The sequence below is a fragment of the Sphingobacterium sp. genome (genome assembly GCF_039596235.1).
Taxonomy (GTDB): domain Bacteria; phylum Bacteroidota; class Bacteroidia; order Sphingobacteriales; family Sphingobacteriaceae; genus Sphingobacterium.
In genome coordinates, this window is sequence record NZ_JBCNKE010000005.1 from 14,935 (window position 1) to 30,479 (window position 15,545).

General features: G+C 40.9%; 16 protein-coding genes. 4 read left to right on the plus strand and 12 right to left on the minus strand.

What is annotated here, in order from left to right; genetic code table 11:
- Positions 1 to 30: 30 nt before the first annotated feature.
- From ABDW32_RS11980 to ABDW32_RS12025, 10 genes are all read right to left on the minus strand, one after another.
- Entirely contained in the window at positions 31 to 1,584 is a 1,554-nt protein-coding gene (locus ABDW32_RS11980; RefSeq protein WP_077436961.1) for an Rne/Rng family ribonuclease, read from the minus strand.
- 177 nt (positions 1,585 to 1,761) lie between these two features.
- Positions 1,762 to 1,851 (minus strand): hypothetical protein, encoded by a 90-nt coding sequence (locus tag ABDW32_RS11985; RefSeq protein WP_008506795.1) that lies wholly within the window; start codon positions 1,849 to 1,851, stop codon positions 1,762 to 1,764.
- Positions 1,852 to 1,888: 37 nt separating this feature from the next.
- Positions 1,889 to 2,725, minus strand: coding sequence for a tetratricopeptide repeat protein (locus ABDW32_RS11990; protein ID WP_077436960.1), 837 nt, complete (start codon positions 2,723 to 2,725; stop codon positions 1,889 to 1,891).
- A gap of 18 nt (positions 2,726 to 2,743) precedes the next feature.
- Positions 2,744 to 3,028, minus strand: a complete 285-nt coding sequence (locus ABDW32_RS11995; RefSeq protein WP_028071165.1) for an HU family DNA-binding protein — start codon at positions 3,026 to 3,028, stop codon at positions 2,744 to 2,746.
- Between the two features lie 247 nt (positions 3,029 to 3,275).
- Positions 3,276 to 4,322, minus strand: coding sequence for an aminotransferase class I/II-fold pyridoxal phosphate-dependent enzyme (locus ABDW32_RS12000; protein ID WP_343562680.1), 1,047 nt, complete (start codon positions 4,320 to 4,322; stop codon positions 3,276 to 3,278).
- A 24-nt stretch (positions 4,323 to 4,346) separates the two neighbouring features.
- Positions 4,347 to 5,315 (minus strand): D-2-hydroxyacid dehydrogenase family protein, encoded by a 969-nt coding sequence (locus tag ABDW32_RS12005; RefSeq protein ID WP_343562682.1) that lies wholly within the window; start codon positions 5,313 to 5,315, stop codon positions 4,347 to 4,349.
- Between the two features lie 407 nt (positions 5,316 to 5,722).
- A complete protein-coding gene (locus tag ABDW32_RS12010; protein WP_343562684.1) occupies positions 5,723 to 6,187 on the minus strand; it encodes a hypothetical protein in 465 nt (154 codons plus the stop codon).
- 11 nt (positions 6,188 to 6,198) lie between these two features.
- Positions 6,199 to 6,675, minus strand: a complete 477-nt coding sequence (locus ABDW32_RS12015; protein WP_343562686.1) for a hypothetical protein — start codon at positions 6,673 to 6,675, stop codon at positions 6,199 to 6,201.
- Positions 6,676 to 6,815: 140 nt separating this feature from the next.
- On the minus strand, positions 6,816 to 7,946 hold the full coding sequence (locus ABDW32_RS12020; protein WP_343562688.1) for an SH3 domain-containing protein: 1,131 nt from the start codon (positions 7,944 to 7,946) through the stop codon (positions 6,816 to 6,818).
- Positions 7,947 to 8,098: 152 nt separating this feature from the next.
- The gene (locus ABDW32_RS12025) at positions 8,099 to 8,266 is read right to left on the minus strand and encodes a hypothetical protein (protein ID WP_343562690.1); all 168 of its coding nucleotides are present in this window, start codon (positions 8,264 to 8,266) and stop codon (positions 8,099 to 8,101) included.
- Positions 8,267 to 8,383: 117 nt separating this feature from the next.
- Here ABDW32_RS12025 and ABDW32_RS12030 point away from each other — a divergent pair, with 117 nt between their 5' ends.
- The 4 genes from ABDW32_RS12030 to ABDW32_RS12045 are packed head-to-tail and all read left to right on the plus strand — an operon-like array spanning position 8,384 to position 13,282.
- On the plus strand, positions 8,384 to 9,193 hold the full coding sequence (locus ABDW32_RS12030) for a hypothetical protein (RefSeq protein ID WP_343562692.1): 810 nt from the start codon (positions 8,384 to 8,386) through the stop codon (positions 9,191 to 9,193).
- Positions 9,193 to 9,957: a methyltransferase domain-containing protein gene (locus ABDW32_RS12035; protein ID WP_343562694.1), complete on the plus strand. Its 765-nt coding sequence runs from the start codon at positions 9,193 to 9,195 to the stop codon at positions 9,955 to 9,957. The genes ABDW32_RS12030 and ABDW32_RS12035 overlap by 1 nt, the downstream gene beginning before the upstream one ends.
- 10 nt (positions 9,958 to 9,967) lie before the next feature.
- Complete coding sequence (locus ABDW32_RS12040) at positions 9,968 to 12,139, plus strand: 7TM diverse intracellular signaling domain-containing protein (protein WP_343562696.1); 2,172 nt, start codon at positions 9,968 to 9,970, stop codon at positions 12,137 to 12,139.
- A gap of 57 nt (positions 12,140 to 12,196) precedes the next feature.
- Complete coding sequence (locus tag ABDW32_RS12045) at positions 12,197 to 13,282, plus strand: hybrid sensor histidine kinase/response regulator (protein WP_343562698.1); 1,086 nt, start codon at positions 12,197 to 12,199, stop codon at positions 13,280 to 13,282.
- A 26-nt stretch (positions 13,283 to 13,308) separates the two neighbouring features.
- Here the strand turns inward: ABDW32_RS12045 and ABDW32_RS12050 are convergent, their stop codons facing one another.
- Positions 13,309 to 13,773, minus strand: a complete 465-nt coding sequence (locus ABDW32_RS12050) for a response regulator (protein WP_343562700.1) — start codon at positions 13,771 to 13,773, stop codon at positions 13,309 to 13,311.
- 75 nt (positions 13,774 to 13,848) lie between these two features.
- Positions 13,849 to 15,411 (minus strand): serine hydrolase, encoded by a 1,563-nt coding sequence (locus ABDW32_RS12055; RefSeq protein WP_343562702.1) that lies wholly within the window; start codon positions 15,409 to 15,411, stop codon positions 13,849 to 13,851.
- Positions 15,412 to 15,545 lie beyond the last annotated feature (134 nt).

The following is a 15,545-nucleotide window of genomic DNA, read 5'->3' on the forward strand; positions in this document are numbered from 1 at the left end:
CTACTAACCCTTTTCGTTAATCTCTTTCTATTATAACTTGATTTCTTCATCCTTCGCATTGAAGAAATGGAATTCAGTTAGATAATATGACGTCATCGGATTTACTTTTATCCATTTTCCGTACTTCATAAACCATTTCATTCTTTTAGAAATCAAACCAGACTTAATGTAAGCGTCTATGTATGGGTGAACACATAAGGTCACCTTTTTCTCATTCTGTTCTTGAAGAATAAAACTCAAATTATTTTCAATATCATCCATTAGGACAATACTTGATCGGATTTCACCTGTACCATCACAAGCCGGACATTTCTCGTTTGTGACAATATTCATTTCAGGTCTTACACGTTGACGGGTGATCTGTACCAGGCCAAATTTACTTGGCGGCAGGATCGTATGTCTCGCTCTGTCCGACACCATACATTCTTTTAAGAACGTATACAACTCTTTTCGGTGATTGGGCTTATGCATATCAATGAAATCAATGACTACAATTCCCCCCATATCACGCAAACGCAGTTGTCGCGCAATTTCCTTTGCTGCTTCCATATTGACCAGCAATGCATTATCCTCCTGATTCTCCTTATTGGCAGAACGGTTACCACTATTGACATCGATTACATGCAGGGCTTCGGTATGCTCGATAACGAGATACGCGCCGCCAGGCAAAGTAACAGTCTTGCCAAAAGCTGCCTTGATTTGCTTTTCAACTCCGAAATGGTCGAAAATTGGTTCTTTATGTTTGTAAAGTTTTACAATTTTCTCCAGATCAGGAGATATATCGTGTATATATGATTTTGTTTCTTCGAAGATCGAAGGATCATTAACATAAATATGCGAAAACTCATCCGTAAGGATATCCCGTAGAATAGTGGATGCACGATCCATTTCGCCGAGAACCTTTTGTGGTGGTTCAGCATTACGAAGACGTTTGGTAAATAGCTCCCATTTTGAGATCAGGTCCAATAAGTCACGTTGTAGTTCCTCGACACCTTTACCTTCAGAGACTGTGCGGATGATTACGCCAAAATTAGCTGGTTTAATACCTTCGACAATCTTTTTGAGGCGGTTACGTTCGTTACTACCTTTGATACGTTTGGAAATGGAAACAGTACTTGAGAAAGGTACCAAAACGACAAAACGACCTGCAATTGAAAGGTCTGAACTCAGACGAGGTCCCTTTGTTGAGATGGGTTCTTTGGCGATTTGTACTGGCACGAGCATGTTTTTGCTCAAGACATCAGAGATCTTACCAGCTTTATCGATATCCTTTTCAAGTTTTAAACTATTGAGCAGTTTCTCTTGATAACTGCCATTCTTTACGATACGTGTAAGCTTTAGCAAAGATTGAACCTGAGGACCCAAATCTAAATAATGTAGAAATGCATCCTTTTCGTAGCCTACATCTACGAAAGCCGCATTTAGCCCCGGCATTATCCGCTTGATTCGTCCAAGATAAATATCTCCGACAGCGAAGTTGTTATTTGCGGGCTCGCGGTTAAGTTCAACAAGCTGCTTGTCTTGTAGTAAAGCAATAGTTACCCCTTTATCAGGAGTTGAATCGATAATTAATTCCTTTACCAAAAGCTACTCATTTTTGACACCTATGCAATATCCTATCGCAATTTTTGGTATCTGATTAAACATTTAAAGAACGTTGTTACGAAAAAAACAATCTACATACCCTTCAAAGACATGTAGATCGTTTCGTAAAGCTATCTCAGCAAAATGGGCCAAGATGTTTAAAAGCTCATCACAAGACTATTTTTTCTTGTGTCTATTTTTTCTTAAACGTTTTTTACGTTTGTGAGTAGCCATCTTGTGTCTTTTTCTTTTTTTTCCGCTTGGCATAGCTAAATTTTTTAATGATTATAAAATAATAAATTAATTACTTGCTCAATTCCCCGATCTTACGGTCGATGAATTGTGATAGGGATGGATCAGCAGCCAGCTCCTTACTTTTTTGAAAAGCAGCTACAGCTTCTTTTTTCATCCCAATATTTTCGTAGCCTGTGGCTAAGTAAAAGTAAGACTCTGCATCGGGCTTCTGATCGATAACGGTCTTAAAGCGCTCGATAGCTTTGTCAAACTGACGGGATTGTAATGAAAACAATCCCAAAGTTTTATTTGCTTCTAAATTTTTCGGGTCAGCAGCAACAACTTCACGCAATAAAGCAATACCTGCCATTGGGTTGTTTGTGCCAGATACCATTGCAGCACCTAACCCTGTTTTTGCATCAAGACTACTTGAATTTGCTTTTAGTGCCGCCTCATACGCATGAATCGCATTCTGGTTAAGCGCTTGGGCTAAAGTAGAATCTTGCAAGTTTGTGTAAGCTGCACGATAAGCATTACCCGCTTTCAACCAATACTCAAATTGAGGAGAAACCTTTGCCATTTCCTCATACACAAATGCCTGAGGGGCTGGTTTTGCGACATCGTCCCACTTATCTGCCAACTGTTGCAACAGCTTTATCTTATCTTCACCAGAAGCTTTTGCAACTTGGGCCTCAATATCGGAAATTTCTTTGACTAAACTAGCATCTAAACCTTGTTTTGTCATCGAAGAGATATTTTCCAAATTTACTTCATTGGAAGGTTTCGATTCAGATGCTGCAGCAGTTTGTTTTTCTTTGTCCACCAAACCTTTAATAGGCTGCGCAAATAGCACAGCAACTAAGGCTACTACTGCTCCTATAACTATTATTTGTTTGGTTTTTGCCATTTTAATCTATTTTAAAGATTATTTATTGCCATTTTTTACTTTCTCAACGAAAATCTTAGCAGGCTTGAAGCTAGGAACAAAGTGCTCTGGAATAATGATTGCTGTATTTTTTGAAATGTTTCTTGCAGTCTTCTCAGCTCTTTTTTTGACTACGAAGCTACCAAAACCTCTTACATATACATTTTCTCCTCCGATCATTGCGTTTTTGACAACTTTGAAGAACGCCTCTACGGTCTCTTGAACATCTACCTTCTCTAAGCCAGTTTTGTTAGAGATTTCTGCAATAATTTCTGCTTTAGTCATATCTATTTTACTGTAATTATTTATTTTTCAACCCTTAAGCCAACTAATGTTTGGGGATGCAAAAGTATTGTTTTAAAATGAGTAATGGAAATTATTTAAATACTTTTTTGATAAATAAGCTTCCAAAAGCCAAACATTTACAATCAATTAACGAGATTACACAACGCACAAACCGCTAAATAAATCCCAAAATTAACAACAATTTCCTAATTTACAACAAGTTGATTGATTGGATGTCATAAAAAAATCAAGATATATCAATTGCATGGCTAATACGTTCTAAATCTTCTAAGGTATGATGTGCATTGACAACAATTCTATTCAATAATGGATCTGTAGGAAGCGGATAAGGAAAACTGGATACCACTATACCCGCCGCCATTAGCCTTGCATAGAGACCGCTATCTGCGGAAGAGAAGACCGGGAAATTAGCGGTGGTATTTAGGTGTCCGTTGCTGAGTGATCCGAAATACCCAATATTCCGCTGTAATTTTTCAAATTGCTGGCGATAGATCTGTTCTCCATTTACAAAAGCATAGAGGCTTGCCGGCGAACTCGGGGAGGCTCCTGTGTAAAAATTTGACTTCTTAAACTGTTCTATCCGTTGTTGCCCAGCCAAGATAAGCCCAGCGTCTGTTGCCAGGCCTTTCGCCAGCGAAGCAACCACAATCAGCTCAATATTGTCTCTCAAAAAACCGCGATCAGCTAAAGAAATACCATTTTCATGCAGCACAGCGATTCCATGAGAATCATCCAATACCAAGGTCACTTGCTTATTCGCTGCAATGGTATCAAATACTGAAAAATCATATCGCTCCGGCTTCATATTATCCAGGCTATTGCTAACGATAACAAATGAATTTGTTTTGGACCGATTGATATAATCGACTGTACGTACAGCCCAAGAGCTAAAATCACCGCTTATCCCTGGATTCATATCAAGCCACAGCGAAGGGTGGGTTGCAGGTGCATAAAGCAGTTCTCCTTCCTTTGACAGCGTTTTGACAACAAATTGAGTTGCCAGATAACCGCTTGACAGCAATAGCGCAGCTTCAAATCCAAATCGCTTGGCCGCATATTCTTCCGCTTGGTCAAATATAGCCTGCTGCACATTATTATTGCGGGAAGTTCCATTGTTAATGCCATACCGTTGTACTCCTTCAATAAAAAGTTCGGCATAGGCATTATCCGTTGCCAAGCCCAGATAGGATGTGCCGCCAAAAAAGAGGTATTCCTTCTCATCCAAGTATATGAAACGCCCCGTAGGCTGATCAAGTTTTGTGAAATTTTTCATTTAAATATTTCGGTGAGATATGCTTTAGCCGGTCAGAACTTCCGGATTAGCAATATGCTGTGGGACTCCCTGTGCGAAAGCAACAATATTCTCAAAAGCTAACTTAAATAATTGTTCGTAGCCATTTTCTTCAACGTAGCCCAAGTGAGGCGTACAAATTACATTCGGCATCTGCAACAATGGATAATTGGAGTCGGTAATAGGTTCCGACTCATAAACGTCAATCGCAGCGGCACTGAGAGCCCCGCTTTTCAAAGCTTCCAAAAGCGCACCTTGTTCCACCAATTCCGCACGCGAAGTATTTACAAATAAGGCTGATGGTTTCATTGACCGCAGGTCCTCCAATTTTACGATACTGCGGGTTTCCGGCACCAATCTTAGGTGCAAGGATACGACATCAGCAAAATGGAAGAAATCCGACTTATTTGCTGCTGCTAAGAATCCGTCCTTCACAGCCTCCTCTCGGGAGCTTTCGCTCCCCCATACAATTACCTCCGCGCCAAAGGCTTTGGCATATTGGGCCACCCGACGCCCGATCTTTCCGTAGCTCCATATGCCTATCGTTTTTCCCGCCACAGACTGTCCTATAGTCGTTTGCCATTGCCCTGCTTTCATTGCCGCAATCGCTTGTGGTAGTTTCCGCAAACCATTCATAATTAATAACCAGGTCAGTTCGGCAGGTGCAACCGGGGAACCTATACTTTCTGCGACAGCAACTTGATAAGCACTGCACGTCGCCAGATCAAGGTGGTTGGAAATTTTACCAGTTTGACTGATAAGCCGGAGGTTTGGAAGCCTGCTGAGCAGATCTGCAGTGATTTTTGTTCGCTCTCTGATTAGCACCAATGCCTCCGTATTTTCTAGCTTTTCTGCCAGTTCAAGAGGATCTGTATAGGATTGTTTCAATATCTGAACATCATGACCATCAAGTATTTTGAAACAATCCAACTTTCGGACAGCATCTTGATAGTCATCTAAAATGGTAATTCGCATCTTTCCGTGACTTAATTTACACCGCTCGTTAACACGATCGGCTCTTATTCCAAGCATTAATTTACAGCATAAAATCGGAATACTACATTTCATCATCATATTTTGACATTTCATCCACTCTTTTTCGTGGAAGCAATTGTTCCGTTCCATTTTTGGATAAAAATCAACAAAATGAAGCTGCTATTAACCTTAATTTTTAAACACACAGCTTTGCTGTCCTCCGGAGAAGGGGAGTGAAAAAATCGTTAGCCGATCTATTTAGCCAATGCTTATATTAAAGGCACCTACGATGTGAGCACAATGGGCTTGTTCGGAAATTTATTTTTGAAGCTAAGGAAAAGGCCAAAAACACATTTTTGTTTTTTGCCTCAGTGCGGTTATATTCGAGATTACAAAGACAAAGTAACCTACATATTTAGCCTATAGTTCAGCGGAATACTGAATCTAAGGGACACGGCAAACCCCTTCATTGGCCGATAATCCTTCCTGTCATTGATAGAAAAGCCATATCCAAAATCGAGATCTAAAAGTGTTGCCAGGCTGGCACCGATTTTCGGGGTAAAGGTATAGGGTGTCACTTCCGCACGTACAAATGGGGTCAGCACATAGGTTTGGGGATAATAGGTAAAAGCCGCTTCAGGAATGACCGCAAATTTGTTCTGTGTCCAGGTAAAATTGGCTGTGGCATCTGCGCGAAGGATATTATCGCCTACAAATGGAAATGCAAAATAAGCTCCAGTTTTGATGATGCTCCCTTTCTGAAACTGATAACTCAAAGTCGGACCAATCAAATAGTCTTGTGCAGTTGCCTTTTTTCCAAAAGCAAACAACATAACCATACAACTTATCCAAAGTATATTTCTATTTTGCATGGCTCACCATTTTAATAAAGATGAAAATTCAAGGGGATATTCACCCCCACAGATACCGTAATACCATCTATTGGCTTAAAGTTCTTCTTTGTATTGTAATCAAAGCCATAACCTATACCCAGATCGACAATGGAAAATAAACTTGCGCCAACTTTAGGTGTAATCGTATAGGGAGTAAGCTCGGCCTTAACAAATGGAAATAGTACAAAGTCATTCAAATAATAGGTAAAGCCCACTTCGGGAATGACTGTCGTTTTGTTTTGCATCCAACTGAAATTTGCGCCAGCATCTATTTTCATGTACTGAAAGTCGTTCGGCGCAAATAGACCCCACCCTGAAACTTTTAGGAAATTCCCACTCTGATATTGATATCCTACAGAAGGACCCCAGATCCATCTATTATGTTCCTGTAAAGGTTTCCTCTGAGCCCTTACTAGCGAAAATGGACAACATAGTGCGGTAATCAACGATAGTACTTTTAGTTTCATCCAGCTAAATTACAAACTATAATCTATTTTATGGAATACAACAGGTGCACTCCAGAATAGTTTTACTTAAAACAGAAAATAGTATTTATATGGTTCGGTATCCATAAGTTAAATTGACAAAACTCCTGTTTAACCTGATTCTAATACTTAAGCAACTTTATTCTGATAAATTGAGACCGTTCGCTTAAAGAACCGTCTTCACCCCAGTAACCATTTACGTGATTGGCCGCGGCATAGATATGTCCATCTTTTCCCCAGAATAACAATTCCTCTTTCCAGCTTGGCATCCATTGTTTAAAACTTACTGAAATCATTGGGGTGACTTTCCCTTGTTTCACGTGGAAGAGCTGCAGATCACCTGTCGATTCATAGGGGTCAGCATGCAAAGTCATCAGGTATTTTTTATCTGCCGAAAAAAAAGGATAATCGCCACATTCCACAATAAGATGCCCATCCTTTCGGTCAAAAAGCCGTACATCAGCACTTTCCCAATAGTTTCCCGCAACAGCATAGGCATTCAGAAAATCGTAATGTCCCATGTACGAATAGCGAGCTTCCGATTCATTGTCTATCTCCTTATCTGTGAACGTCAATGTTTTCCCGTTTGTCAGTGGTAACTCCAAAACGTTTCCGTTTTTAGTATAGGACAATGTATCCTTAATCAGATAATTCCTTGCCGTATTTCGGGCGGTTAGAAATGTCTGTTCATCGATCAATTCCACAAAAAGATATTTGTCCAATGGATGTCCTTTTTCGTAATAGCTTTCTTTTCCGTTCACCGTCTGTGAGACAATGATATTTAAATCCTTGGGTGATATCGTAATTTTATCCTGATTCCCCAATTTAGCTTTCGCCACATATACTTTTTCCCATTGTGTGACATCATTGGTTTCGCCGTTAGGCCCTTTATAATCCCGTTGAATACGATCCATCACAGCAATCCACTCGCCTTCTTCAGCAATTACATCCAGTTTGGTACCATAAGGATACTTTCCAAGTGTCGGCGCACTTTCATCAGCGCCCTGACGCAACACCACACCAGCACGGTCGATCACATATAGGTTTTTCAAGACCTTTGTCTGATCATAGTTGATCGGCAATGGCGGAAATTTATCCGTTACAGCAGTATCCTTGACTGCAAAAGAATCCATTTGAGTAGAATCCGCCTTTGGGGTACCCGTCTTTTTCGATCGGTCACCGCAGCCTGACATTCCGATGGAAATAGTCCCGCCGACTAGCATAAACAGGGGTAAAAATAGCAGTCTTTTCATAAGGATGAAGATAGCGATTCCTGTGCCGAAAAAAAATACTGGTATTCAGGGGTTCTTACCTCCTGATATAAATATCAAAAGCTTACAGGCTTGGCTACCTATGTTCGAGGAGCAGCTGCTGCGATTACGGTCTTTTTTATCCCACAATAATTTTACCTTTTTCGCCAAAGCGTCTTACGATTCACCTGAAGACCGCCATGCATTCTTTTTGCCTTAATTACTGTTAATGTGATAACGACCGCGATCGTCAAAAAGCGGAAGATATTCGCGTACCCGTTTCCGGTGGCAGTATCATCAACATTAAACAGTGTCCGGGCCATATTCAGCGGGTGTTTTTTTGTAAAAGGCAGATCATAAAGCGGATTATTTGTCAGACCGATAAACAGCTTTGCTTTTTATTGATTAGTTTTGTGTTTCAACGATAAATTAGCATTTCGGTGGCATTATTATTCAACGAAGGGCGTCCGGTAGTTAGACTAAGAGCATTTCGTGCTATCGACGATCCCAAAACCTGTGAACGTTTTATAGAAGGGCATGCCCATGTCTTGACAGCAATCGGTGTCAAGAAAGTTACTTCATCCAAAAATGACTGGATGTATAATCCTGCGTCTTTCGTACTTATTGTAGAGTCACTTGATGGCGAGAAAGTATATGGCGGAGTCCGGATACATGCCGCTGGAGGGAGTGAGCCACTACCGATAGAACAGGCTACAGGCGCTATGGATGCACGTATCTACGATTTAGTATACGACTACGCCCTTCACGGTACCGGAGAGGGCTGTGGTCTATGGAACTCCCGTGAGATCGCCGGCTATGGTATCGGCAGTATTTTCCTTACCAGGGCTGGGGCAGCGATCAGTACTCAGATCGGCATCAAATCGTTATTTGCTTTATGCGCCCCATATACCGTAAAACTGGCCGAGAGCGTAGGCTATCGAATAGATACCAGCGTCGGCAACAACGGGACTTTCTACTATCCCAAGTTGGATTTATTGGCAACAGTTATGATTATGAGAAATCTGGATACATTAACCGAGGCGGATCAGGAAAACAGGGCGGCAATATTCTCGCTCCGAAACAACTCCAATATCGTCCGGATTGAAACCCTGCGAAATAAAGAGATTGAAATTCACTATCAAATTGATATTCCCCACCTAGATCGTTGGGATCTTGATGAAGTCATAAAAAATTTGCAACACACATCTGCGGATCTCAAAGTAGATCATCGTAGTCTAAATATTTTGTAATGGATACTAAACACTATGGTGCCGGTTATTTACAGGACACCGGAGACTTTCTTAAGCAACTAAAAATACATTCCTATAGCCCCTTCAACACGATCAAAGAAGGGCTTGTTGCCGATCTGGGATGTGGTACCGGGATGGACGCTATCAACCTTGCAAATATGTTGGGAAGCGCTGTACAGGTCGTTGGCGTGGACCACGACGCTGCGTTAATCGACCATGCTAAGTCAGGCAGTAAAGATAGCTCCAATGTTCGTTTTGTACAGGGTGAGGTATACCAGCTCGATTTCGAGGATGAAAGTGTTTCGGGTGTACGGATGGAACGTCTTGTTCAACATCTGACGGCTCCGCAGGACATGTTTCGCGAAGTTTATCGCATCTTGAGCAAGGGTCAGCCCTTGGTTATCGTAGAGACCATCTGGAATAGCCTGACTTTTTACACACAACATGTAAATATAGAAGCCAAGATATGTCATTACCTGACCGACGAAAAAGTCAACAACGGCTGGGCTGGCAATAAGCTGACCACTGATCTCCTTGCCAATGGATTTCAACAGGTACAATTGCAGACATTCAATATGGTTACGCGTTCAAGGGAAGAAGCGAACCGTTATTTATTTTTGGACAGAATACTATTGGAAATGTTCGAGAAAGGTAAATTAAGTCAAGCTGAATATGACGCTTTTCAGCTAACGTTGAATCAATTGGATGAATCGGGTTGTTTTTTGGTGTCCATGAATTTAGTAATCGCTCAAGCAGAAAAATAGTGTCCTAAAAATGAAGCGCTGGTTTTTACTGTTCTGTTTATTTATAGGCGTATGTCTACCCACACATGCCCAGCTGACTGTCGACGATCCTGGGCAAAGGCTGCTGGTCGGACATGCGCTAGCACGCTATACGGGCCCCGAAAACCCAGACTTTTCGACAGTGTTATCTTCTTCAGCCTTTCAATCCTTGAATAGGGAAGTCCCTAATCTCGGGACATCGCCAAATGCCATTTGGCTAAGGCTACCGATCAAGAATAATACCCAACAAAATTTAGATTTTCTTTTAGAAATTGCCTATCCGTTATTGGACGAAATTGAATTATACAGTCCTTCCGAAAATGGTGCTTATCAATCCATACAGTTAGGAGAACATCAAAATTTTTCCAGCCGGAAATATAAGGTCGCCAATTACGTATTTGATATCCATCTGCCCAAAAAGTCAGAAAAGGTCTTCTTTCTTCGTATTAAAAGCACTGAACAGGTCATTTTACCTATTTATCTGAGCAGCAAGCGTCAATTTGTGAGACAGATGAATAGTGACAGCCTCCTGAGTGGTATTTATATCGGGATTGTATTTATTATGGCGATCTATAACCTGTTTCTGTTCTTTTCCGTACGGGACAGAGGTTACCTTTTTTACGTATTATATGTCGCCTGCGCTGGTATCACCCAAATGGGCATCAAGGGTTACAGTTTTCAATATCTATGGCCTTCCTGGCCTTATTTTGCGACCAAAGGCCCGATTATTTTCGGTTGTCTGTCTGGACTTTTCGCGCTGCTCTTTGCCGGTTCATTTCTTCAGTTATCAAAGAATGCTCCTCGATCAAGGCGTATAATCGCCATTTTTATTGTGTTATTTGCATTGGGTATAGTTTTGGCATTGACCGGTCTGACACAACTCGCATTTTTTATAATGCAAGTGACTACTGGAGCCGGCTCCCTGTTTGTCCTTTATCTATCTTACCGCATCATGATAAGCGGCTATAAACCAGCCAAATACTTTGTCTATGGCTGGACAGTATTACTTCTGGGATCAGTTGTATTTTTGTTAAAAGACTATGGTATATTAGATTATAACAACTTTACCAGCAATGCAGTACAAATTGCCTCAGTGATCGAGATGGCTTTACTTTCGTTTGGTCTGGCTTACAGCATCAATATCCTCAAACAGGAAAATGAAGACGCCCATAAACGGGAACTGGCTATTTCTCAAGAAAATGCGCGACTTATCAGTGAACAGAATGCAATATTGGAACAGAAGGTCGGGGAACGGACACGTGAACTAACAGAATCCAATGCTTCACTGCAGACGACACTGGAGCATCTCAAAGAGGCCCAGTCGCAACTTGTCGAAGCTGAGAAAATGGCTTCCCTGGGCCAGCTGACGGCGGGGGTTGCCCACGAGATCAATAACCCAATAAACTTTGTCACGGCTAATATTACCCCTCTAAAACGTGATATCAATATGATCTGGGCAACGTTGGACGAAGTCGAACGTATCGCATTTAATCCGGATATTTCCGATAACGAAAAACGAGTACAGATTAAAAAATTTAAAGATGATCTAGATATTGACTATCTAAGGACCGAGGTAGATTTTCTATTGCAGGGAATGGGTGACGGGGCTCATCGCACGGCAGAAATTGTAAAAAGTTTACGTATCTTTTCCCGTGTTGACGAAGACACCTTAAAATTTGCCGATATCAATGAAGGGCTGGCCTCTACCTTGGTAATCCTGAACAGTTTGATCAACAATTCGATCGAAGTAGAAAAGAATTATGGTAATCTGCCGAGGGTAGAATGCTATGCCGGAAAATTGAATCAGGTATTTATGAATATTATCACTAATGCCGTGTATGCCATAAATAAAAAATTCGCTGATGACAGCGGCGGAAAATTAAGTATCGAAACGGGAGTTACAGCAGATGAATCCGGTATTTTTGTTAAAATTGCAGACAATGGTATCGGCATCCCAGAAAACATTCGGGATCGAATTTTTGAACCTTTTTTCACGACCAAAGATGTCGGCGAAGGAACAGGCCTAGGCATGTCCATTGCCTATAATACCATTGCGAAACATCATGGTAAGATTATTGTAGAATCGGAAGTGGGAGAGGGAACAGCTTTTATATTGCACATTCCTATACAACAAAAGGATTGGCACCAAAATAACCCCGAATAGTTCGATATTATCATTAATTTCGTTCATTGTTGGGAAGATAAACCAGATAATAAAATTATGCAGCAGGAGCTTGAAATATTATATATTGATGATGAGGCAAATAACTTGGTTGGTTTTAAAGCAAATTTTAGATACGATTATGTCATTCATACCGCATCGAATACTGCCGAAGCCGAGACAATACTTCTTTCCAATCCGAATATCCGTGTGATCTTTTGCGATCAGCGCATGCCGGGAGAACTGGGAATAGATTTTCTCCACCGCATCAAAAAGGATTACCCAAAGCCAATCCGCATTCTATTAACCGCTTATGCTGACATGAATACGGTTATCGATGCGATCAATAAGGGGCATATATTCCGTTTTGTTCGCAAACCCTGGATGGAAGAAGAAATTATCTCAGCAATCGAAGAGGCCAACAAATTTTATGTTGCAAATTCGCTGTTGGAGACGAGGAACCAAGAACTGCAGCAAGCATACGATGAACTGGATAAGTTTGCCTATAGTGTGAGTCATGATTTACGTGATCCACTGACAGGTGTTCTCTCCGCCGTAAAACTTGGGCTGGAATTTGACAATATTGACCGTATCCATGAGTTGCTTAGCCTCATGGATAGTTCACTGGTCAGCCTAGATGCCTACATCGATAGCCTACGGGATTATTATCTCTTACGAAGAGGCGAACTTATGTTGTCTGAAATTAATTTTGACGAGCTTTTTGCCAATGTTAGACAGTTCTACAACATGTATACGCAAAATAAGGAGGTAACATTCGATATTCATGTGGAACAGAAAGAACCATTCTATTGCGATAAAGCCATACTAGAATTGATTTTGCACAACCTGCTATCTAACGCGTTCAAATATCAGCAAAAGGAGCACACGAATCCTTTCGTCAAATTATCGGTTGATGTATCAGACCAGCAGGCGACTATTATCGTGAGTGATAATGGTATTGGAATTTCGCCTGAACATATCAGCGATATTTTCAAACTATTTTTTAGAGGCAGCGATCAGGCCAAAGGAATGGGATTTGGCTTATACAATGTACAGAATGCGCTAATCAAATTACAAGGGACGATCGATGTGCAGTCACCGGCAAATACTGGCACAACATTTACGGTTAGGATACCGAGCAAATAAAGTCTGCTATCCTAAAAATTCAATTCTTAGGATAGCAATTTTTGACGTAGCATAAACTCCAATTGATCATTGGACGTTTCAAGCTGTGCATTCGTTTCTATTATTTTTTGCCTTTCCGTATACACCTCATAGGCACGTTGAATCGTTTGATCGAGTTCCGTCTCGCTCCAGGGTTTATTGAGGTAATGAAATATCTTTCCCTTATTGACCGCATCGACTACCGCCGCCATGTCGGCATAACCCGTTAAAAGTATACGCATTGGTGCGGCGTCAATTTTTATGATTTCTTCCAAAAACTCCACGCCTGTCATTTCGGGCATCCGCTGGTCAGTGATAATAATATCAATGGGATTACTTTTGACAAGTTCTATCGCTTTCGCTCCACTAATAGCGGTAAACACGTTATATTTTAATCGAAATGTCGCTCTAAAGGAAAATAGATTATTTTCCTCATCATCGACATACAATATCGAAATCTTCTTGTTTTCCATAAGCTTGTTGTCTCCGATACAAATTTACGGAATTAATCTTCGGATTAAGTAACGGGAAAGTAGTTTTTACAGCCTTTAGCGCACACGGCGAAGATCCAAATCCTGAAAGTCAAAGCTAAAGTCAATATCCGGAGAAATGCCCTTCATTTTGATGCTTTCGGCCTTTCCTTCTTTATTCAGGGTAAAGGTTGCAAATGCATCACAGTTCATATCCTGATAATCCCATCGGATCGCAAAAATATCCCTGTCGTACAAATACATACGACCATTTAATTTAGGCGATCGAACACTCCGGATCCATAGTTCCTTACCCTTTAGATAGACTTGTACCTCTCCAAACCAACGATCCGAATATGAGCCTATATACTTTTGGATATCAATCTTTTGGTTTTTTAAAGAATCCGTCTTCGCCCAAACCTTTTCCGTTTCGGCATCACCCTTATCTTTATTCTGTTTGAGAAAATTAACGCCCATATCCACCCATTTCAGTTCGCTTAACCCCAGATACTTGTCCAAAATAGCGTTTGTGACAACATGGTTGAGAGCTCCTCCGGAATGATCCGAATTATTTAATATCGTAATTCCTAAGTTCAGATCCGGCACCAATATCACTTCAGCATGCATTCCCGGCACATATCCTGAATGCGAAACAACCATACAACCACTATTATCTGTAAGAAACCAGCCGAGCCCGTAGCCCAAGAAATGAGATTTATAACGTTTTGATTCCTCTGCACTCATTGGGGTATGAATTGTCCACATCCGTTTGCTATTGGCAGCAGAGAACAGGGTTGAATCTAGATTAGATCCATATTTTCCGCGGTTCAATTGAACAGACATCCATTGGGTCATGTCAGCAACATTCGAATAGATTCCTCCTGCTGCCGCGGATTCACTGTTTTCAAAAAAATTTATCCTTTTTACTTTTTTGGCGATCAGACTATGCGGAGCAGCGGTATTCTCATCCTTCAGCATTGCCTTTTTATCAACTTTTGAGCGACTCATCCCTAGAGGCATCAAGATACGGTTTTCGACAAAGGTACTGAAAGGCTGTCCACTCGCACGATGGATTACTTCTCCGGCGACTATATAAAGTAAATTATCGTAATCAAATTGGGTCCGAAATGCAGAAACAGGTTTAAAATATTGAAAAACCCTTACAACATCTTTTACACCAAAATCTCCACCATCCGGAAAAAACATTAGATCGCCAGCGCCAAGCCCGAGCCCACTGCGGTGGGTTAGCAGATCAGTAATATTCATATTTTCAGTCACATAATCGTTATACATCTTAAATTCCGGGATGTGATGTTTTACTTTGTCCTCCAAGCGGATCTTTCCCTCCTCGACTAGAATTGCCAGAGCAGCTACGGTAAAGGCTTTCGACGTACTAGCTATCTGAAAGTTCGTATGCTCATTGACCTGGGACTTTGTACCTATATCACGAAATCCATATCCTTTCTGGATAACTACTTTTCCATCTTTGACAATTGCGATTGCTGCACCGGTTACATCTAGTTTGGATAAGGCCGTCTCCATAAGCGAGTCAACCTCCAATGCTGTTACCTGCGCAAAAATTTGCATTGATATTCCAAGATAGAACAATGCCGTAAATAGAAAACGTTTAAAAACCTTCATGTCTTATTATTAATATAGATATATCGTGCATAACGATTGTGGTCAGCACTCCACTCTAACGCTGGAGAAACTCTATTACACTAATTTACATTAATCATGCGGTTATTTATTAATATTACTTTATATTTTCATCA